General features: G+C 37.6%; 23 protein-coding genes. 8 read left to right on the top strand and 15 right to left on the bottom strand.

What is annotated here, in order from left to right; genetic code table 11:
• Nucleotides 1-52: 52 nt before the first annotated feature.
• Together rpmF and PI85_RS11035 are read right to left on the bottom strand one after the other, a co-directional pair.
• Complete coding sequence (rpmF, locus tag PI85_RS11040) at nt 53-226, bottom strand: 50S ribosomal protein L32 (protein WP_004224819.1); 174 nt, start codon at nt 224-226, stop codon at nt 53-55.
• Nucleotides 227-250: 24 nt separating this feature from the next.
• A complete protein-coding gene (locus PI85_RS11035; RefSeq protein WP_008173911.1) occupies nt 251-784 on the bottom strand; it encodes a DUF177 domain-containing protein in 534 nt (177 codons plus the stop codon).
• A 166-nt stretch (nt 785-950) separates the two neighbouring features.
• Here PI85_RS11035 and PI85_RS11030 point away from each other — a divergent pair, with 166 nt between their 5' ends.
• Entirely contained in the window at nt 951-2,162 is a 1,212-nt protein-coding gene (locus PI85_RS11030; protein WP_036123763.1) for a nucleotidyltransferase, read from the top strand.
• Between the two features lie 48 nt (nt 2,163-2,210).
• On the opposite strand, the gene PI85_RS11025 is transcribed toward PI85_RS11030, so the two are convergent.
• Nucleotides 2,211-3,257 carry a SepM family pheromone-processing serine protease gene (locus PI85_RS11025; RefSeq protein WP_036123761.1) on the bottom strand — a complete coding sequence of 349 codons (1,047 nt, stop codon included), beginning with the start codon at nt 3,255-3,257 and terminating at the stop codon, nt 2,211-2,213.
• Between the two features lie 119 nt (nt 3,258-3,376).
• Here PI85_RS11025 and PI85_RS11020 point away from each other — a divergent pair, with 119 nt between their 5' ends.
• Nucleotides 3,377-4,276, top strand: a complete 900-nt coding sequence (locus PI85_RS11020) for a hypothetical protein (protein WP_235318478.1) — start codon at nt 3,377-3,379, stop codon at nt 4,274-4,276.
• A gap of 61 nt (nt 4,277-4,337) precedes the next feature.
• On the opposite strand, the gene coaD is transcribed toward PI85_RS11020, so the two are convergent.
• From coaD to PI85_RS11005, 3 genes are all read right to left on the bottom strand, one after another.
• On the bottom strand, nt 4,338-4,829 hold the full coding sequence (gene coaD / locus PI85_RS11015; RefSeq protein WP_036123757.1) for a pantetheine-phosphate adenylyltransferase: 492 nt from the start codon (nt 4,827-4,829) through the stop codon (nt 4,338-4,340).
• A gap of 1 nt (nt 4,830) precedes the next feature.
• Nucleotides 4,831-5,397, bottom strand: coding sequence for a 16S rRNA (guanine(966)-N(2))-methyltransferase RsmD (rsmD, locus tag PI85_RS11010; RefSeq protein ID WP_036127671.1), 567 nt, complete (start codon nt 5,395-5,397; stop codon nt 4,831-4,833).
• Between the two features lie 71 nt (nt 5,398-5,468).
• Nucleotides 5,469-6,890, bottom strand: coding sequence for a hypothetical protein (locus PI85_RS11005; protein WP_036123754.1), 1,422 nt, complete (start codon nt 6,888-6,890; stop codon nt 5,469-5,471).
• A gap of 56 nt (nt 6,891-6,946) precedes the next feature.
• On the opposite strand from PI85_RS11005, the gene PI85_RS11000 reads away from it, so the two are divergent.
• Nucleotides 6,947-7,336 (top strand): hypothetical protein, encoded by a 390-nt coding sequence (locus PI85_RS11000; RefSeq protein WP_036123752.1) that lies wholly within the window; start codon nt 6,947-6,949, stop codon nt 7,334-7,336.
• Nucleotides 7,337-7,338: 2 nt separating this feature from the next.
• Here the strand turns inward: PI85_RS11000 and PI85_RS10995 are convergent, their stop codons facing one another.
• Nucleotides 7,339-7,611: a YlbG family protein gene (locus PI85_RS10995; RefSeq protein ID WP_036123750.1), complete on the bottom strand. Its 273-nt coding sequence runs from the start codon at nt 7,609-7,611 to the stop codon at nt 7,339-7,341.
• Between the two features lie 363 nt (nt 7,612-7,974).
• Here PI85_RS10995 and PI85_RS10990 point away from each other — a divergent pair, with 363 nt between their 5' ends.
• Both PI85_RS10990 and PI85_RS10985 read left to right on the top strand, forming a co-directional pair.
• The gene (locus tag PI85_RS10990; RefSeq protein WP_036123748.1) at nt 7,975-8,883 is read left to right on the top strand and encodes a glycerophosphodiester phosphodiesterase; all 909 of its coding nucleotides are present in this window, start codon (nt 7,975-7,977) and stop codon (nt 8,881-8,883) included.
• A 107-nt stretch (nt 8,884-8,990) separates the two neighbouring features.
• Nucleotides 8,991-9,413: a helix-turn-helix domain-containing protein gene (locus tag PI85_RS10985; RefSeq protein ID WP_042737479.1), complete on the top strand. Its 423-nt coding sequence runs from the start codon at nt 8,991-8,993 to the stop codon at nt 9,411-9,413.
• Nucleotides 9,414-9,542: 129 nt separating this feature from the next.
• Here the strand turns inward: PI85_RS10985 and PI85_RS10980 are convergent, their stop codons facing one another.
• A complete protein-coding gene (locus PI85_RS10980) occupies nt 9,543-9,989 on the bottom strand; it encodes a YlbF family regulator (RefSeq protein WP_025113823.1) in 447 nt (148 codons plus the stop codon).
• Between the two features lie 91 nt (nt 9,990-10,080).
• On the opposite strand from PI85_RS10980, the gene PI85_RS10975 reads away from it, so the two are divergent.
• Nucleotides 10,081-10,575, top strand: a complete 495-nt coding sequence (locus tag PI85_RS10975; RefSeq protein ID WP_191967770.1) for a PaaI family thioesterase — start codon at nt 10,081-10,083, stop codon at nt 10,573-10,575.
• Here PI85_RS10975 and PI85_RS10970 read toward each other — a convergent pair.
• Both PI85_RS10970 and PI85_RS10965 read right to left on the bottom strand, forming a co-directional pair.
• Nucleotides 10,559-12,028 carry a UDP-N-acetylmuramoyl-L-alanyl-D-glutamate--2,6-diaminopimelate ligase gene (locus PI85_RS10970; RefSeq protein ID WP_036123739.1) on the bottom strand — a complete coding sequence of 490 codons (1,470 nt, stop codon included), beginning with the start codon at nt 12,026-12,028 and terminating at the stop codon, nt 10,559-10,561. The genes PI85_RS10975 and PI85_RS10970 overlap by 17 nt on opposite strands.
• Before the next feature lie 149 nt (nt 12,029-12,177).
• A complete protein-coding gene (locus tag PI85_RS10965) occupies nt 12,178-13,317 on the bottom strand; it encodes a CAP domain-containing protein (RefSeq protein ID WP_036123736.1) in 1,140 nt (379 codons plus the stop codon).
• Between the two features lie 146 nt (nt 13,318-13,463).
• On the opposite strand from PI85_RS10965, the gene PI85_RS10960 reads away from it, so the two are divergent.
• Both PI85_RS10960 and ytvI read left to right on the top strand, forming a co-directional pair.
• Entirely contained in the window at nt 13,464-13,865 is a 402-nt protein-coding gene (locus PI85_RS10960; protein ID WP_042737480.1) for a YugN family protein, read from the top strand.
• A 151-nt stretch (nt 13,866-14,016) separates the two neighbouring features.
• Nucleotides 14,017-15,075, top strand: a complete 1,059-nt coding sequence (ytvI, locus tag PI85_RS10955; RefSeq protein WP_225316250.1) for a sporulation integral membrane protein YtvI — start codon at nt 14,017-14,019, stop codon at nt 15,073-15,075.
• A 15-nt stretch (nt 15,076-15,090) separates the two neighbouring features.
• Here the strand turns inward: ytvI and PI85_RS10950 are convergent, their stop codons facing one another.
• The 5 genes from PI85_RS10950 to ctaD form a co-directional block, all read right to left on the bottom strand.
• On the bottom strand, nt 15,091-15,552 hold the full coding sequence (locus tag PI85_RS10950) for a DUF420 domain-containing protein (RefSeq protein WP_008173945.1): 462 nt from the start codon (nt 15,550-15,552) through the stop codon (nt 15,091-15,093).
• 40 nt (nt 15,553-15,592) lie between these two features.
• On the bottom strand, nt 15,593-16,516 hold the full coding sequence (gene ctaG, locus PI85_RS10945) for a cytochrome c oxidase assembly factor CtaG (RefSeq protein WP_036123734.1): 924 nt from the start codon (nt 16,514-16,516) through the stop codon (nt 15,593-15,595).
• Nucleotides 16,517-16,698: 182 nt separating this feature from the next.
• Complete coding sequence (locus PI85_RS10940; RefSeq protein WP_012293127.1) at nt 16,699-17,043, bottom strand: cytochrome C oxidase subunit IV family protein; 345 nt, start codon at nt 17,041-17,043, stop codon at nt 16,699-16,701.
• Nucleotides 17,043-17,669 (bottom strand): cytochrome c oxidase subunit 3, encoded by a 627-nt coding sequence (locus PI85_RS10935; protein WP_008173951.1) that lies wholly within the window; start codon nt 17,667-17,669, stop codon nt 17,043-17,045. The genes PI85_RS10940 and PI85_RS10935 overlap by 1 nt, the downstream gene beginning before the upstream one ends.
• Nucleotides 17,669-19,552 (bottom strand): cytochrome c oxidase subunit I, encoded by a 1,884-nt coding sequence (gene ctaD, locus PI85_RS10930; RefSeq protein WP_008173953.1) that lies wholly within the window; start codon nt 19,550-19,552, stop codon nt 17,669-17,671. Before ctaD ends, PI85_RS10935 begins: the two co-directional genes overlap by 1 nt.
• Between the last annotated feature and the right edge of the window lie 20 nt (nt 19,553-19,572).

The raw sequence follows: 19,572 nt of genomic DNA, 5'->3' as shown, positions 1-19,572 counted from the left end.
TAGTAAAGAGCCATGGTCTCTCTACTAGCCTTTTAAGTGAGCAAACACTGTATTATTTGCTTACTACTTCTTTACCTTTGTATTGTCCGCAAGCTTTGCAAACACGGTGTGATAATTTAGCCTCACCACAGTTAGGGCAAGTTACCATACCAGGTACAGATAATTTGAAATGCGTACGACGCTTTCTTTTTGCAGTTTTAGAAGTTCTTCTAAATGGTACAGCCATTGATGGCACCTCCTTACAGATCGTCTATTCGTCTGTTTGATCAAAATACTTAGCTAAAGCAGCTAGTCTTGGATCCACTTTTTGTTCGTCAGCTTTTTTGTGTAGCTCTACGTCTTCATCTGTTGCATAAGACCAGCTTTTACCGCCTTGCACTTGTCCTTCGGTATTTTCCTTGAACACTTGCATAGGTACCTCGAGCAGCACTAGCTCCTCAAGAACTGGTTTCATGTCGATGACTTCACCGTCAATATAGTGAATGTCTCCGTCATCGTCTCCTCGTTGATCTTCGTCAATCCAGCTGAAAATTTCAACTGTCTCAACATCGATAGGAAACTCAACATCCTCCCACGTGCGAGCACATGGTAGCGTTAACGTCGCTGTCACAGTTAACTGACATGTCATTTGCGATGCACCAAAAGTACATAGCCCTTTTACATGAACGGGCGAAATTGCTCGAATATCCTGGTTTCGCTCCATCACTTCGTCCAGTTGGACAAAGGCATCGATTGGCATCCCGTTTTGGCGGTATTTAGATAATTGATGAATTGACCATTTCATTCGTTTAATCACCTCGAGACAACAATGTTGATTATATAATGTGTAAAAATAGATGTCAAGATAATTTCTTGTCACCTCTTTAAAACCTACCTATAATTATATACTATAAGAAGTATATTTGCTCTAAACAGCTTACCATAAAACATAAATGATCAGGAGGGAAAGCATGAAAGCAGTTGGAGTTGTTGTTGAATATAATCCTTTTCACAACGGGCATGCCTATCATTTAACACAGGCAAAAAAAGTAGCGAAAGCAGATATTGTCATCGCTGTTATGAGTGGAACATTTTTACAACGCGGTGAACCAGCTATGGTTGATAAATGGACACGTACAAAAATGGCACTCGCAGGTGGTGTAGACATTGTCATTGAGCTTCCTTATGTCTATAGTACAGCTCCTGCTACTGATTTCGCCAAGGGTGCGATTTCATTATTAACTGCTGTTGGCTGCGACTCGTTCGCTTTTGGTAGTGAGGATGGCTCTATCCAACCGTTCTTGAACACTTTTGAGCTGATCGACAATAATCGTACAGAGTATGACGCACTTATTAAAGACAGCCTTAAAACAGGCACTAGCTATCCTAAAAGCCTATATTACGCCTATGAACAGCTTACTCAGAAGTTCCCTGCTCCATACATTGATCTTGCACAACCCAATAATATTCTTGGCTTTCATTATCTAGAGGCTGCGAGAACGCTGAACAGTAACATCCAGCCACTTACCATCCCTCGTATTGCAGCAGGCTATCATGATGCACTTAAAGAGGACGCATCCATCGCAAGTGCTACGGGAATACGTAAGGCCCTAGCAACTACAAGTTCTTTACAGAGTATTCAAAAGGTTGTTCCGGAGGCATCTTTTGATTATTTGGCAGACTGGCATAGACACTATAAAAAATTTGCTAGCTGGGAATCATTTTGGCCACTATTACAGTTCACGATTATGAGACACACGCCTTCTGAGCTCACTCGTTATGCAGAAGTAACTGAGGGGATTGAGAATGCTATTATGAAAGCAGCCAAAAACAGCTCATCCTTTAATAGCTTTATGGAAAAAATAAAATCTAAACGTTATACCTGGACACGCCTTCAACGTATGATTACACATATTTATACAGGATTTACAAAGGAACAGCTACACAGCTTTGAAGCTCCATCATTTATCCGTTTACTAGGCATGAGCGAAACTGGCCAAGCTTATTTAGGAAAGCGGAAAAAAGATATCGAATTACCTTTAATAAGCCGTGTTGCAGCTGCAAAAGATGCTATGCTGGCCATCGATATTCATACTGCAGAGCTATACAATTTAAGTATAGAGCAAGGCGTTACAGCGCTAAGTCTTCCAAAAGATTATCAAACACCACCAATCCGTTATTAAAGGCATAAAAGGGATGCTAGATGGGTTCTAGCATCCCTTTATCGTCTTTTATTTTGGTTGTAGCTGCTTTAAATAATGGATGGCATCGTCCACGTTTTTCACAGGTACAATTTTCATCTTTGTCCCAATCTCCTTCGCTGTTTTTACAGCAGTCGTATAATTGGATTCTAACTCTGGATACTTTGCCTTCATCTCTGGTGAAATATCATCATCAGGGGCAAAAAAGATTTCCATATCATCACGATCAGCCGCTATTATCTTATAGTCAATTCCGCCAATTCGGCCAACAGATCCATCAACTAGCATTTCTCCGGTACCCGCGATGGCATAACCTTTCGTTAAATCCTCATCCAGAAGTTGATCTAATATTTCAAGTGTAAACATCAATCCTGCAGAAGGACCACCAATATCCTCTGTCTTCATTGTCACCTGTGGATTAGTTTCTATCGATTTGCTTTCTGTATAAGAAATCCCTAAACCGGCTTTATGCTCCTGTGCATTTGGTATTTCTTTCAATGTAATTGTTGCCTTCTGCTGTTCTTCATTACGTATAAATTGAATCGATACCTGATCCCCGAGCTGTTTAGGCTGTAAAAGCTCAACAAGCATTTGCTGATTAGTTATTTTTTGTCCATCTACTTCAATTATTTCATCCCCGGCTTTTAAGATGCCATCTGAAGCGCCACCATCCAATACATTTAAGATAAAGACACCATTAAAATGAACTTTTGTCTCTAATCCCGCTCTTTGGAAAGCTACATATTTAGCATTAAATTGGGAATCCGACATTAATTTTAACTGTCGAACATTATATTCCTCATCATCCTCTAATGGATTTCGGACTTGTTCAATATCCATGAGCTTTTGATACTTTTGAGTTTTAGCCCATAAATATGAAAACGGTGTAGCTTGCTGCATAGCGACCGTCATCAAACTCATAGACCCTAAACTATCTGCCTCCTTGCTATCGACCGTAACAAATTTACTGACATCATAGGCACTACCAGGTTTCATAATATACGCGTCTAGTCGGTATAACATCATAGAACAAATCACGACTATTAACACCGCATAAATGCCAATTTTTCTCTTCACTTGAATACACCTCCTAGGACGCTTGCAAAAACCATACGTTCATGTTTTTGCCTTTCACACATATATTAATTTTAGCATTTGCCTATGTGAATGACAAAAAGTTGAAACGAGATGATCATATGTTTGCTACAATTCAAATAGCGCTCTGCGTAATTCTAATTCTCTTACTCTTGTTATTCCCACAAACCGCTCATAGTGGTACTGATTTAGGCTTATCTCTTTTCATGGAGGCGCTATTTCCGTATTTACTACCGTATTTAGTGTTAACACAATGGCTCCTGCGTTTAACAGCCCCTATGCGTACCAAAACAAAAAGAGCTTCTTTATACGTACAAGCCTACATTATTAGCGCACTTGGAGGCTATCCTACTGGAGCGACCACTATTGTTTATTTAAAAAACAGTGGACAATTACATCCTAAGGAAGCAAATTTTCTACTAGCCGTTTGTCATGCACCAAGTCCATTATTCGTGTTAGGCTTTGTAAGCCTTGATTTACTACACAGTAATACGTTTGGATGGTTGTTTTTATGTTTACTACATATGTTTAATATTTGTTGCTTAGTAACTGGTTACTTTTTATACCGCAAAACGGATTCACCAACCATCACTGTACACAACACTACACTGTACACAGCTCCCTTTTCAGAAAGTATTAAAGAAACTGCCCCAACCATTTTATTAGTGGGTACAACCATTATCTTTTTCACAACCATTCAGACTATCGTGCAACAGGGCTTAGATCAATTAATACCGAAGCTACCTTATACTATTGAACTTTCCTTAGCCGCCATCCTAGAAGTGACAAATGGTCTTAAAATGACCGTTACGGCATTCCCTGATTTCCAGTATACCTCTTTACTAGTCGTCATTTTGTTAACGATGCAAAGTATAAGTATTCATTTACAAATTTTTGTGATTGCTAAATCCGCCAAACTTTCTGTGAGACCTTATCTAAAATTTCGCCTCCTTAGCATAATCATTGTACCAACTATTTATGCTCTATTTTTTCTGAAATAATTAGTTTTCACCGATAAAAAAGAGGATGTTCAGCGTATATTACCGACATCCTCTTCAACCACTATTGGGTAAAACCATATTTTTCTTTTAGAGCTTGTACAACACAATCTGGAACCAACTCATTGACATCACTTCCATATTTCGCAACCTCTTTTACAATGCTGGAACTTAGGAATGAGTATTGATTCTTCGTCATAATGAAGAATGTTTCGATTGTTTCATCTAGGAAACGGTTCATAGAAGTAATTTGCATTTCATATTCAAAATCTGAAACTGCTCGTAAGCCACGTACAATGGCCTTAGCTTTCTTTTCTTTAGCATAGTCTATAAGAAGACCTGAAGAACTTTCTATCCGAACATTAGGTATCGCTTTTGTTACTTCAGCCATTAAAGCCATACGCTCCTCTACAGAAAACAACGGATTTTTTGCTGAATTGTTTAATACGGCTACATAGACGATATCGAACACATCGGCTGCACGTTTAATAATATCTAAATGGCCAAATGTCACAGGGTCAAAACTTCCAGGAACTACAGCAATTTTCTCTGACAACTTATTCTCCCTCTTCCTCTGTACAGCGATAAACAGAAATAATTGTTCCGCCATATGTTTCTTGTCTTTTTAAAACAAACTCACCAAAACTTTGAGGTAATGTTATTTCTTTTGCATGTTCACATAAAATAATACCATTTTGTTGAATTTTTTCATTATCAACGAGTAATTGCACTAAGTCATAATATTCCTTTTGATGATAAGGCGGATCTAAAAAAACTAATGAAAACGTAATATCACGCTTTAATAGCGCTTTCACAGCACGCTTTGCATCAATGCGAAACAGCTCAGTATGTTCTTCGTAACGGCATTTTTTAATATTTTCTTGTAGCACCTGAAAGGCTTTTGCATCTTTTTCAATAAAAATAGCACGCTCTGCCCCACGACTTAGCGATTCAATACCTAAACCACCGCTTCCTGCAAACAAATCAAGTGCAGTACCTCCATCAAAAAAAGGACCAATAATATTAAAAATCGATTCCTTCACCTTATCAGTTGTAGGTCTCGTCGTATTCCCAGCTATCGCCTTTAGCGGCATTCCTTTACGCTCTCCTGCTACAACTCTCATATAAGCTATCACCGTACTTTCATCCATATAAAGTATTTTTGCAGCGAAAGGAAAGCCCTCCGCTGCAAAAGTTATTGTTGCTCTTGTGTTAATACTTGAATACGTTCCTCTTTCTTTTGTAATTCAACTAAGAATAAACGTTGTAACCAAGCCTCTTCCACATAATATTGATTAGCAATTTTAATAATTGGCTCTGAAATAGTTGAATATCTTCGCTGATTAAATACATAGAAACCAGGTTCTTTAGGGAATCGGAATGTGCGATGCTCGCTATTTACATAATAGCCGTTTTTCCCTTCTCCAACTGTATACCCAAGATAAGGTAATAACGTATCTGCCGTATATAACGCTTGTCCTTCATATAGAATAACATGAACGTCTTCCTTCAATACATCATTTACATACACATCACGAGAATCCTCAAATAATAATGGGTACGTTCCTTCTTTCTGGGCTGCATTTAACGTAAAGTAAGATGTTTGAGCATCTAACACTTGTGATAAATACTCATCCATTGTTTTTGGTGATAGAGGATCATCTCCAAGTTTTTTCAACTTATCCTGCCAAGCCTGCTGTTGACTATCTGTCATGTAATCATTTAATGTCTTTACAATTTTCTTTGCCTTGTCTCCACCAATTGGATCGTTTACTAAATAGGATGCCATAACTTCAAGCAACCATTCTGGGGAGTCTACAAATGTATATTGCGATTTTATTTGGGACAAAATGACTTCCTGTTCAACAGCTTGTGCTGTAAGTGTTGGTAAAAATAACAATCTTTCATCATGAATTGGGACAGGACTTTTCTCTTGAATAATTGCAATATGTTCATCATTTAAAAACTGTAAATTCTCTAATGATTTTAGGAAATCATTCGGAATAGCCTGTTGTGCATAAATCGATAATACAGGCGTTTGTTCTTGTACTTTGAGTTTTCCTGCTTGCCAATAAAGGTCATGAACAGTCCCGTTGCCTCTAAACATCGTATAGTTAACGAGTGATAGCTGTTGTTGACCTACTAATGGCAAACCTGTAATCCATTGTCCATTAATTTTACTATCTGTAGAAATATGAACAATTGAATAGGACGCTTCACCATTTATTAGTGTAGCAAAAACATCTTGAAGGAGCATCTTATTTTTCAAGCCACCCTCAATCGGAATTATGTATGACACAGATTGTGATTTTGTTTCCCCTTTTGCAAAATAAGAGACCTCATCTGATAATCGATCACAGCTTTTTTCATTCTCAATAAAGCAACTAGGGTTTGTTGCCTTTTCAGGCCATTTAATTTTTACCTTTTGATTGGGTAAATTTTTAAAATGCTGACGAATATCTAAGCTATTTTCACGATAAACAATCTCTATTTCCTGAGAGTAATGAAAATCCCCTATGCCGGTTTCTAAATCAGATGAGTATGCATGATACTGGAAAAATAACGTCCCTGAAATAATAAGTACTAAAATAGAAAAAAAGCTTAATGCAAATTTCATGTGCTTGACCTCCCGCAGCATGATACTATGAGTATTGGAAAGGATGTGCAGTTATTATGCCACAACAATTTATAGAATTAGGAGAAGGCTATGGTGATGTATACGAGCTACTTGAAATTATTAAAACCAATCAGGAACGCTTTCATCAGGCCTTTTTACTAACATCTACAAAAGGAGATAAAAAGGTAATCTCCTTAGCCGTTGCCTTCAAACCAGTTGGCGAAAGTAAATTCATGCCCATATATATTTGTCGTGAAGGCATCCCTTATCATGATGAGGAACCAACTAAGCGACAAAAAATGTTTGAAGCACAAATAGAACAACTAGACCGAAAAGCAGTTGTTGTAGAAATAAAGCACTCATCTATATTTTCGGAATCAAAACTATTTTATCAATACTTAATCGGCATATTAAGACTAAATAACTATATACCTGCATTAGCATAATATTATAGACCTACTTTATAGTCATATTCCTTTGCTTTATCCGGCTTTGCATTTTCATATTCAGTTTTGACAAATGGACGATAAGATTCCACAACGTCTTTCACAAAAGGAAGGCGTTGTAGTTTTGTTGTCAACATTTCAATATCCTCACGATTACAATATAGCACTACGTATTTTTGTCTTCTAGAAATATAAAGAACATGACCATATTTCCGAAGAGACTTCGCATGTTTTAATTGATGGACGTAAACGATTAGCCCTTGTCGTTCGTTCATATTGGATTCCCTCATTTCTTACCTAAAAGAATACCATAGACCAGAAAATGATAGCAACAGAGTTTAGCTGACAGAACACTCGATTTTCCGTTATAATGGAAAAGCATACTACGTTAAACATCGTAGGAATTCGAATCAGTTGTTTTAAATAGCTTACATGATTATTTTTCCACGGAATGAATGTACATTTTGCTGAAGGATGATAATGCCTCATACCTCCACCATAGGAAGCATGAAAGAATCATCATTCACTTAACCTAATTACTAGTTTTATAAAGCTCTCGGACGGAAGTGGGAGCTAGTCATTACACAATGAATTCACCATTTACTTTAATAGGTAAAAAATTGTTAAGGAGGACGAATATGGGGAAGAAAACTAAAATAGCAATTGCAATCGCAGCTGCAAGTGCGGCAGCTTGGGCAGGTAGTAAAGCTATTTCTAAACCACAGCAACGTGAAGGTAAACAAGCATTACAATTTGATCGCACAATCATTCTTGCACACCGAGGCGGAGCTCATTTAGCACCTGAACATACTATGATCGCCTTTGACAAAGCAGCGCAGCTAGGCGTTGATGGATTTGAAATAGACGTACGTTTAACAAAAGACGAAGAAATTATTGTTTTCCACGATGATACAGTTGAACGAACAACAGATGGCTATGGCCTTATAGCTGATATGACATTGGCAGAAATCAATGCCTTAAATCACGGCTATCATTTTGAAAATTTAGATGGGGCCTTCCCATACCGTGAGGATAAAATACAAGTTGTAACATTACGAGAGCTACTTGAGGCGTATCCACAAATGTTGATCAATATTGATATTAAAGATGCCCCTGAAACTTATGAAGGAAGTCTAATGCCTTCTAAGCTTTGGCGTTTAATTGAAGAACTAGGCGCAGAGGATCGTGTCGTTGTAACAAGCTTTTACGGGGAGCAAATAGATCGCTTTAACTTATATGCTCAAAATCAGGTAGCGCTTGGTGCAGGAGAATCAGATGTGAGAAAAGCATTTGCTTCCTTCTCCAGTCAATTCGGACATTTGTATCATCCAAAAGTAGATGTGTTCCAAATTCCTCCTAAATCAGGGGTTATCGCTTTAGATTCTCCAAAGTTTATTCAGTTTTTAAATAATCTCAACATTCCTGTCCATTATTGGACAATCAATGACTTAGACACAATGAAAAAATTAATTAATAACGGCGCTAAAGGAATTATCACGGATCGCCCAGATATAGCCGTAGAGCTATTTCAAACGCAAGAGTCTTAATAAGTAAGTCCATGGAAGGGTCAATGCTCTAAATAAGTACCTTCCCACCTACTTGAACTACCCCCTAAAAGTTAGACATCAATCTAACTTTTACGGGGGGTTTTTTTATGGGTGTTGAACAACGTATTCAAGCAGTTCAACGATATTTACATGGAAATGAACCTATGATCGAAATTGCGAAAGATATCGGTGTGACAGCTCAGGTTGTCAGTGAATGGGTTCGCCGTAATCAAAAAAATGGCGTAGAGACTTTCTTAAAGTTCTATACAAAATATTCAGCTGACTATAAATTGAATGTACTTAATTATATGAACGAGACAGGTACATCTTCGAGAGACACAGCTGCACTATTCATTATTTCATCTCCTGGCATGATTCGGAATTGGAAGTTAAAGTTTGAAGTTGGTGGTTATGATGCTCTTGTTTCTAAAAAAAAGGGGCATCCATCTATGAAAAAAGAGACAAAAAGAACAACGAAATCAACACCAGCTGAAGGATCTGTTGAGGCCCTATTCCATCCCCTGGTATGACTGCAATCCGATATGTTTTCATGTATGCTGCCTCCTTTAATAATTGTATAGAAAAAGACTGTAAACAAACTCAGTTTTACCTTTGAGTTGTGTACAGTCTCGTAGAGATGTGTTTAAACACATCTTAATTTACGCTGAGCAAGAGCATGAACCGCCCGAGCCACATCCTCCTCCGCAAGATGAGCCAGATGCAAAGAATGGATTGCTTACAGGGACTTTTACCGCTTCAGAGACTGTTTTCCCTACAAGTAGGCTAATCTCATCAAGCAAGTCCTGAAAATCGTTTTCAGCAATTTTTAAAGCTGAAACCTTTTCATTTAAGTCGAGCGCCCTTTTCTGTTGGCGAATCGACTTCATAATTGTATGGTAGTCCGGATGATATTTTCCGAAACGTTGTACATCTTCGTACTGTTCTTTCATGCGATTAAACGCGTAAATAGCTTCTACAATTTGTGTATCACTATAAACGGCATCATACGCTTGCTGAAGCGCCATCGCTGGTTCTGAGGAAAGAATCATCTCACAAAGCGCTTCCGCCTCATCTAAAATGAATACCCAGTCAGAGGTCATCATCATTTTTAATTCCCCCAATCTCTTACCCATCATAACAGATTTTATGGTAATTTTACATTATTGAGATTATTAATGAAAGAGGTTTTTCCAATTGATGACAACACCCAAAGAAAAAATCGAACTATTATTAGGGGCAATTTTACAAGATAGTACGGAGGAAGATGAAGAAGTTCTTTTACATCTTTTAACCGGGCTCCGAGAAAAACAGCAAGGTATTCACCGTCGCTATATTAACGCAGCCTTACATATGGTTGGCAAGTTTGAGCCTGAAGTCAGTGAGGTACGTATTCCAATTACACCAATAATTCACAACACAATTAAGGTGCCACACGGGGGCATCATTGCGACGATAGCCGATGCGGCAATGGGGGGACTTGCTTCCCGTTCTGTACCAGAAGGATTTAATGTAGTAACTACCAATATGAATGTCACGTACATTGCCACAACAACGAATAAAGAATTAATTGCGCGTGGTCGTTTTGTCCATAAAGGGCGGCAAACACTAGTAATGGAATGTGATATCGAAGATGAGACAGGGCGCAAGCTAGCCATTGCTACAGGATCATTTTTTGTTATTCAGCGTCGGTAAGTAGACCTGTAAAATAGTCCTTAATACATTGTTGATCGGAAAAAGGGAATTTTTGATTTTTAATTTGTTGTGTTTGTTCATGCCCTTTTCCGGCAACAAGGACAATGTCCCCTTTTTTCGCCTTCGCTAATGCTTGATGGATTGCAACTTTACGGTCTAAATAGATTTCATAGTATTGTTGCTCTGTAAAACCAGCAATAATACTTTCGTTTATAATGATCGGATCTTCATCTCGAGGATTATCCGTTGTTAAATAGATAACGTCTGCATATTTACTTGCTACAGCGCCCATAGCAAAACGTTTCGCTTTATCCCGATTTCCACCACAACTAAAGACAAGATAAATCGTTTTCGAGCGATCGAATGTTTGTAACACAGCTTGGAGGGCTTCAGCCGTATGGGCATAATCTACATACACATCAATTCCTACTGGGTTATCAATCTTCTCGAGCCTACCTTCAGGAAGCCTTAAGGACCACATATGTTCGGCTATATCATCCATTGGAATTCCTAAGCGCCATACTGCCATCAATGCTGCAACCGTATTTTGCACATGGTACTTCCCTACAAAAGGAATTTCTACAATATGCTCACTCGCGGATGTTTGTAAGCAGAGCACTGTTTTGCCAACTGTTTCACTGACAATTTGGATATGTAAATCATTGTGATTATCAAAGCCAAATGAGCAGGATTTTTTCTTATCATAAATTCCAACAGAACGGCAAAAGTTATCATCGCCATTTAATACTAGCTTTTTAGATAAATCAGCTAATCTTTTCTTCGCCCGTTTATAGGCTTCTAATCCTCCATGATCCTCTAAATGATCTTCAGATAGGTTTAAAAACACGCCGCAATCAATGTCACAATGATCGAGTCTATGTTGCTGTAACCCCATTGAAGATGCTTCTAATACTACATGTGACACACCTTTGCGTACACATTGTTTTAATATCGGGTGCAATTCCTTCGCCTGCAATGTGGTAAGTTCCTCGTAAGAAGTTTGTTGCTTTTCGCCATCAAGATAAAACCCAATTGTTCCTATAACCGCCGCTTTTTTATGTAGAGCGTTTAAAAGCTGACTGACAAAATGACTCACTGTCGTCTTTCCGTTTGTCCCCGTTATTGCAATAACACTTAATGCTTCTGCTGGAAAAGCTGCTAACTTCGCGCTTGCATACGATAGGAATAAGGCTGTATTAGGAACCCATACAAAAGGAATTTCTTTATCAATAATTGGTAAGGAAATACTTTCCTCCGAGACTATTGCTGCTGCTCCACGGGCCAATGCTTCTTTGACAAAACGACTTCCTGAAGTTTTTTTGCCTTTTCGTACAATAAATATGTCGCCAGGTTGTACGGCCTGTGCATAATCCTCTACGCCTGTAATTTCTGTTCGAATCGATCCTCCGGTTACGCTACATGGCCAGTCTTTCAATAACTCAGCTAATTGCAAGCCTCTTCCCCCTTTCAGTTCTCTATCATATGACGGCCTTTGTAACGGTGTGACGAAAAATGTAGAAGCCGCTTGGGGCAAGTGGAAGCACAAAAAAAATGAAGACAAGTCCATTCAGCGAATGCTTGTCTTCATGTAAATTTATTATGTTATGGCGATTGATCGGTTTTCTCTTGCTCTACAGGTTCTTCACTTTCAGACTCTTCATTATTTGAATCTTCATTATCCATCTTCAGTGAAGCAGGTTCTATATAAATTTGTGTATAATAATCGACGAAAACACCTGAACCAACTTGTGAATATTTATCATTTAATAGAACTTTCCGGTGTTCGGGAGAATTTGTCCAGCCATGCATTGCCTCAATCGCATCAAGATAGGCAGTTGCTAGATTTTCATTCGCATCGCTATAGTCAATGCTCTGCGCTTGTAACCTCTTTTTAAGATCTCCATATGTGGGAGATTCATGTGATAAAAAATTTTGCACCTTCATATCTTCGCTATGCATTCTCGCTGTATTTTCCAATGATTCATTCATCTCTACAGGCGGCAACCCATGATGCTCCCGCGTTACATTTAGTAAATCATCGAGCTGTTTGGCATTCGCCCTATCAATTTCCTGCTGTAAAAATGAAGAAGGCGGGGTACGTCTAACAAGCTCTCCTTGGTAACTCATTTCATATGGCTGATGAAGGACAAGTGTTTTACTGTTGGTATATCGTATCCCTTGTAATTCACTCGTTTCCCGGTCAATATAAAGCTGCGCGTATAGTCCATCAAATTTGATCAGTAATCTTGTTTGCATATCTTCTTCATTCATGGAGAATATGTAAATATTATCACCAACATTTGCGGCTACCTCATAATCAATAATCGTCATGCGATAAATTTCATCTCGTTTTTGCCCAACTTTAAAAGGAAATGCATTGATATTTTGCCCTGCTATGTAAACTTGCGTGACGACGTTATTTTCAACGCCAATCATAAAAAAGGTAGACACATCTTTATTATAGACCCACCAATCATACCCAAAAGAGGAGGGTTCCTTCCGTCCAGGTTCCCCATATTGCTCCAAAACGGTTTGTGTGCCTTTCCCTATTAATGTTGAAATACCCGTTTGTGGACGTGTCATTGCTCCTATATCGGGCTGTTTTAGCTCCGTTTGAGGGATTATATTAGAATTGGTATTTGGGCCTTCTAGTGGTTCATTTTCCTTAGGGGTATTAAAAAACATAAAGCCGATTAATGCGATTGCACCACAAATCATTAATATGCGGAATAAAGCTTTCATATAGGACTCCTTTCATCACCATTATTGTAAGTTATTATATCAATTGTAATTGGGTTGACACAATGTTGTCATTGCAACAATGTCGAATATGCTCTATTATAAAAATGAGCGTATACTTTGTACGAGAACCTAAAGGAGGATTATACATGTATTTTGAAAATACTAACCTTGAAAATTTAACCGCTGATCAAGAGCTAATTGTCAGCATTATGAAAAAACATGGTTTAGAATGTGATGGCGGTTGGGATTATGAACGTATGACATTCGATAAACGTTTCGATACTCGTGAAGGTCGTTATTACCTACGCGTTTTCGCATATGCCATTTCTGGTGATGTTGGTGCTCATGATGCCATCCTTACATTAATGAAACCAGCACTTGGTAAGTACTATTATCCACATGGTGTTGAATATGGAGAAGATGAAGTTTTCCCAGCACATATTGTGAAAAAATGTGAAGAAATCTTAAAAAAGGTTAAATTAGAATTAGATCAATTCTCAATCGAGCCTACAAATAAAAATAACTTTGAACCTGTTAACGCACGCTAATCTTTATTCATTAAAAAGTGATAGCAAGTATAGCATTAAATAGCTTCATTGTTACGAAAAGACTGGTAGTCCAGTCTTTTTTATTTTGAGTAAAAATTAGATTTCTTCTCATACTACCTATATCTAGAACAAGATGTAGGTGAGAAAATTGTTGTCATTTTTTAATCGTCCTTTTTTTCGTCATCCCATTATTGTTATCGCGATTGGGATTTTTCTCCTCTGGTTTATTTCAATATCATTGCCGATCTTACTTGCCTACTTAACTGCCTTACTTTTAGAACCTATTATAGTTCGGATGAGCAAACGTTTTCGAAAAAAGCGTAAAATAGTGGTTTCCATCTTTTTTTTATTCTTCCTAAGTATCTCTTTATTATTATGTACGCTTATTATTTATGTAAGCTGGAAACAATTTTCATCATTTATTATTGATATTCCAGATTATTTGAATCAACTTTCTGCACTATGGATTCAAATGCAATCTAAACTAAGTAACCACACCTATCATTTACCTGTAGAACTAGTTTCACAAATTCAATCCATGATTGCAAGGGCTTTAGCTTCCACTGAAAAATTTGCACATTCCTTAACAAACATCGATGTCTGGTCTGCCTTATTAACGTATATCCCTACACGATTATTTGATATTTTTGTCTATTGGATTGTCTTGTATATGTTGCTTTTGGAATTGCCAACCATCAATCAAAAAATTTTAATGCCCGTCCCTTTCCACTACCATCAGAAAATTGTGTTTATTGGTGAACGAGTTAAATTAGCCTTATTTGGATTTTTGAAAGCACAATTGCTTGTCGGATTAGGTATTTTTGCTTTAGCTATCGCAGCCTTTTATTTTCTCAAAACGCCATTTCCTCTATTATTAGCATTGTTGCTTGTCGTCTTAGACTTTATTCCTTTTCTTGACTCATTTATTTTATTAGTCCCATGGGCAATCTATCAAGTTTTTGCTGGGGATTATATTTACGCCGCTGTGTTAATTGTATTAACAGTAGGTCAATTTTTAGTTCGTCGTATGATTGAGCCAAAAATAATAGGTGATAAAATTGGGCTTTCTTCTCTTTCAACCTTTATTGCGATGTTTATCGGATTTAAAATTTTTGGATTTTCTGGTATTTTAATTGGCCCATTACTTTTTGTAGTAGTTCTCTCATTAATTCAGCCAACAACAAAAAACCTCCCACCTACTGAAAAATAAGGTGGGAGATTTTTGTTATATACCTAAAATGGCTTTAATAACCGATGTTGTTTCGCCCGGTTCAAATAAAATATACAATAATAAATAAACAAGGACACCTGTTATAGCGACGAAGAACCAAATAATACTTGTAATCGGTCCAATACGACGGTGTAATTTTAAATTCGTTTTAAGACCTGAAACTATACTAACTATCCCAAATACGGCCCCAGAAGTTGCCAAAATAATATGGAAAATCAAGAAGAACGTATAATAAGGTTTTAAATGTTCTCCACCACCAAAGGCAGTATTTCCAATAAACACTGTACGGGAAGCATAAATAATAAAGAAGATCAGTGCAGCAACACCTGCAGCAAGCATTACTTTTTTATGCCCTTCTACATTTCTTTTTATAATTAAGCCCCAACCTATTGCTACTAGTACAGCACTAATAACAATAAACGATGTACTAATAGTAGGCAAAATTTGTAATTCCATTATCAAAACCCCTTATACAAAGTAAATTTCTATTTTATAATTAATGTTGCTGTTGACTTTCCCATTTTTTTTGATGGGCTGCTAATGCATCAGCAGTAATTTTATCTGGATCTTTTTGTTCAGCACGATACCATTTGGTAAAGATTGCACCTAATAATATACCAAAAATCAGCTCTTGTATAATTTTCATAAGCACGCCGCCTAACTGCTGGTCAGCAACAGGTTTCATATCCGTAAATAGCTCAGGTCCTGATAATGATAGTCCCGACAACGTAGAGGCTGGAACACAAAGCTCCATTGCCTTTAACCAAGCATCACCATTCGTATACGTTTCATACATAGCATTAGGTGCAAAAATGATTAATCCACAAGCGGGAGTTATTAAAACGGCATTGGCAATAATATAGCCTAATTTATGCAAGGGCTTCATTTGTTCTTTACCTGGCATATTTTGAATTAAAGGCCAGTACATGAAAACAGCTGATAGAAATAAGACAAATGTATAGGTACCATGTAGTGTTTCATTTAACTTAATATAATCTAATACATCCGGTAAGTGATAGAAGGAAAATAGACCAATAAACACAAACACTGCAACTACTGGTAATGTTAGTACTTTAAATATCGTTCTAACAACTGGTGCTTCAATCGCAACCTTCCAAACCCACCAAGGTATTCCTTTAATTAAGAAAATCGGTACAAGCAATAATAAAATAGCCATTTGAACCATATGCATCGTAAACATAATATGAGCCATTAAATCAACTGGAGACCCTTTAATGATATAAATGGTAATCATCGCTAATACAAAATAAATTGCTTGTCCCTTTTTTAAAGGTTCGCTTTCTTTAAAATCCTGACGCCACTTTACTGTGACTAAAAAATAGACGATTGTTATAAAAACAAGAACCCCTATTAAATATGGGCTCCATAACGCTTGGAAACCAAATATACTAAGTGGCATATAGAACGCACTCCTTTAAACTTCAGTACTCCTATTATAAAACGCTTACAGCTATACTGCAATGAACGAAAGGTGAACAAATGTTAAGTTTGCCAGTGTTTGCTTCTTTTTGCAACCATCACTAAAATTTAAAATACAAAAAGCACGTTCGTACAAAGTGACGAACGTGCTTTTATTGGTGATTACCACCAAATAATTGTTAAGAATGCTAAGAAGAATGTAAATGCAATTAAAATCCCCATCCACATGAAGAATCCAATAACTCCACCGAAGTGTGTTTTTTTGTCTTCTAAGTGCATGAAAGAATACAGTTGAAGTACAACTTGAACACCCGCTAATAATAAAACGAATGGCATAATTAAGTATTTAGAAAAATCAGCTGCAACTACTGCGAAAGCGATAAAAGTAAAGAAAATCATAATCGCAAAGTTGAGTACTTGTTTACGCATATGAACGGCATTATGATGACGATCATACTCATATTGTGCCTGTGATTTAGCAACTATAGGTGTATCGTGTGAAGACATTATCCGATCACTCCCATCAAGTAAACTACTGTAAAGATGAATACCCAAACAACATCGATAAAGTGCCAATATAAAGCAGCTACGAAGAATTTAGGTGCATTGTACAAGTTTAAACCACGTTTAGCGTTACGAATCATTAAAGTTGCGATCCATACAAGTCCTAAAGTTACGTGGAAACCATGTGTACCAACTAAAGAATAGAATGCAGTTGCGAATGCAGATTGGTTAAATGTAAAACCAAGATGCACATAGTGTTGGAACTCATAAATTTCAAGTGCTAAGAAACCAAGACCTAAAGCTAAAGTAATGGCTAACCAAGTTTGCATCCCTTTAAAGTTAAAGTTACGCATATGGTAAATTGCATAAACAGATGTTAGTGAAGATGTTAAAAGTAACATCGTCATAGCAAATGCTAATGGTAATTCAAATAACCCTTGAGTTGTGAACTCCATGCCAGCTGGCCCTTTGTTCTTAAGCGCTAAGTAAGTAGCGAATAAACTTGCGAAAAGTACAACTTCACAGGCAAGGAAAATCCAGAAACCAACGACTTTGTTTTTACCTTCCAGCGTTGCTTGTTCAGGATGATCTGGCCAAGTATGAGGAGTAAATTTAGTATTGAAATCCATTATTTATTTCCTCCTTTGCCATAAAGTTGTTCTTCAATTTCAATAATTTCTTCTTTGTGTAAATGGAAGCCGTGATCATCTTTAACAGAACGGACAATCATTGCACCAAATGTAATTGCAAGACCAGCAATTAAAATATAGATTGACCAAGGTTTATCTGCATCAGGGTTGTAAAGCGCACCGAATGCTGCAATAAACATACCTAATGAAATAACGAATGGAATCGCTGAGTTATTTGGCATATGAATATCGCCTAGTGGCTCAGCAAATGTAACTTCTTTGTTGCCTTCTTGTTTCTCAATCCACCATGGATCTAAACCACGAACAAGAGGTGTTTGACGGAAGTTGTAGAATGGAATTGGTTGTGGAATTGACCATTCTAATGTACGTCCATCGCCCCATGGATCGCGACCTGCTGGTTTGCCTTTGATAGACATTAAGCAGTTGATTACCATTAAGATAACCCCTACACCCATCATTAATGCACCGATTGTAGAGATATAGTTGAATTGATCCCAACCTTGACCTTCCATGTAAGTGAATACACGACGTGGCATACCCATTAAACCAAGGAAGTGTTGAACGAAGAACGTTAAATGGAATCCGATAAAGAATACCCAGAACGTAATTTTACCAAGCGTTTCGTTTAACATACGGTTGAAGAAAATTGGCCAGTAGAAATGTGCTGAACCAAATAATGCAGTAACGATACCACCAACGATTACATAGTGGAAGTGAGCTACGATAAAGTAAGAATCATGTAATTGATAGTCAAGAGGTGCAGATGCTTGCATAACCCCTGTAACACCACCCGCAACGAATGACGGGATGAAACCAAGTGCATAAAGCATTGGCGTTGTAACTTTAATAGATCCGCCCCAAATTGTTAGGATCCAGTTAAATACCTTCATACCTGTTGGAACGGCAATTGCCATTGTAGCAACAGCGAAGATAGCGTTTGCTGTTGGCCCAAGACCAACTGTAAACATGTGATGGGCCCAAACCATGAACCCTAAGAAACCGATTAAAATTGTTGCGAATACCATTGAAGAGTATCCGAATAAACGTTTACGAGAGAACGCAGGGATAATCTCAGAGAATAATCCGAACGCAGGTAATACTAAGATATAAACTTCTGGGTGTCCGAAGATCCAGAATAAGTGTTCCCAAATAACTGTGTTACCACCCATTGTATGGTCAAAGAAGTTACCACCGAACATACGGTCAAATAACATCATTAATAAACCAATTGTTAATGGAGGGAATGCGAATAAAATTAATGCACTTGATACAAGAGCTGTCCATGTGAATAATGGCATACGCATGAATGTCATACCAGGAGCACGCATCGTGATAATCGTAACGATGAAGTTAAGTCCCGAAATTAAAGTACCTGCCCCTGAAATTTGTAAACCAAGAACATAGAAGTCGATACCATGTCCTGGAGAATATAAAGATAATGATGCATAAGAAGTCCAGCCCGCATCAGGAGCGCCACCCATAAAGAATGACAGGTGAAGGAATACTGCACCTAGGAAGAATAACCAGAACCCTAATGAGTTAAGGAACGGGAATGCAACGTCACGTGCACCAATTTGTAATGGTACAAGCATGTTCATAAATGCGAATAGTAATGGAGTAGCAGCTAGGAATAACATTGTTGTTCCGTGCATTGTTAATAATTCATTGAAAAAACCAGCTGACACGAAATCGTTATTTGGTTTCATTAACTGAATACGCATTAATAACGCTTCAAAACCAGCGATAGCGAAGAACAATGTACCGGCTAATAAATACATGACTGCTAACTTTTTATGGTCAACAGTAGTAATGTAATCCCAGACAGTTGCTCCAAAGCCCTTTTTCTGTGTGTATGAGCTCACAACTTTTACCTCCCTCAAAA

The organism is Lysinibacillus sp. A1, from assembly GCF_000801965.1.
Lineage (GTDB): Bacteria > Bacillota > Bacilli > Bacillales_A > Planococcaceae > Lysinibacillus > Lysinibacillus fusiformis.
The sequence above is the reverse complement of the archived record's forward strand: the minus strand, read 5'-3'. Positions and strand labels throughout refer to the sequence as shown.

Bases quoted from the DNA above. Each gene is read 5' to 3' on its own strand.
- PI85_RS10965 (WP_036123736.1), bottom strand. From the start codon at position 13,317: ATGAAAGCTTTATTCCGCATATTAATGATTTGTGGTGCAATCGCATTA.
- PI85_RS11020 (WP_235318478.1), top strand. From the start codon at position 3,377: ATGTTTGCTACAATTCAAATAGCGCTCTGCGTAATTCTAATTCTCTTA.
- PI85_RS10975 (WP_191967770.1), top strand. From the start codon at position 10,081: ATGACAACACCCAAAGAAAAAATCGAACTATTATTAGGGGCAATTTTA.
- rsmD (WP_036127671.1), bottom strand. From the start codon at position 5,397: ATGAGAGTTGTAGCAGGAGAGCGTAAAGGAATGCCGCTAAAGGCGATA.
- PI85_RS10990 (WP_036123748.1), top strand. From the start codon at position 7,975: ATGGGGAAGAAAACTAAAATAGCAATTGCAATCGCAGCTGCAAGTGCG.
- ctaG (WP_036123734.1), bottom strand. From the start codon at position 16,516: ATGCCACTTAGTATATTTGGTTTCCAAGCGTTATGGAGCCCATATTTA.
- PI85_RS11000 (WP_036123752.1), top strand. From the start codon at position 6,947: ATGCCACAACAATTTATAGAATTAGGAGAAGGCTATGGTGATGTATAC.
- PI85_RS10950 (WP_008173945.1), bottom strand. From the start codon at position 15,552: ATGGAATTACAAATTTTGCCTACTATTAGTACATCGTTTATTGTTATT.
- PI85_RS10940 (WP_012293127.1), bottom strand. From the start codon at position 17,043: ATGTCTTCACACGATACACCTATAGTTGCTAAATCACAGGCACAATAT.
- PI85_RS11030 (WP_036123763.1), top strand. From the start codon at position 951: ATGAAAGCAGTTGGAGTTGTTGTTGAATATAATCCTTTTCACAACGGG.
- rpmF (WP_004224819.1), bottom strand. From the start codon at position 226: ATGGCTGTACCATTTAGAAGAACTTCTAAAACTGCAAAAAGAAAGCGT.
- PI85_RS11005 (WP_036123754.1), bottom strand. From the start codon at position 6,890: ATGAAATTTGCATTAAGCTTTTTTTCTATTTTAGTACTTATTATTTCA.
- PI85_RS10985 (WP_042737479.1), top strand. From the start codon at position 8,991: ATGGGTGTTGAACAACGTATTCAAGCAGTTCAACGATATTTACATGGA.
- PI85_RS10995 (WP_036123750.1), bottom strand. From the start codon at position 7,611: ATGAACGAACGACAAGGGCTAATCGTTTACGTCCATCAATTAAAACAT.
- PI85_RS11035 (WP_008173911.1), bottom strand. From the start codon at position 784: ATGAAATGGTCAATTCATCAATTATCTAAATACCGCCAAAACGGGATG.
- PI85_RS10935 (WP_008173951.1), bottom strand. From the start codon at position 17,669: ATGGATTTCAATACTAAATTTACTCCTCATACTTGGCCAGATCATCCT.
- PI85_RS10980 (WP_025113823.1), bottom strand. From the start codon at position 9,989: ATGATGATGACCTCTGACTGGGTATTCATTTTAGATGAGGCGGAAGCG.
- PI85_RS10960 (WP_042737480.1), top strand. From the start codon at position 13,464: ATGTATTTTGAAAATACTAACCTTGAAAATTTAACCGCTGATCAAGAG.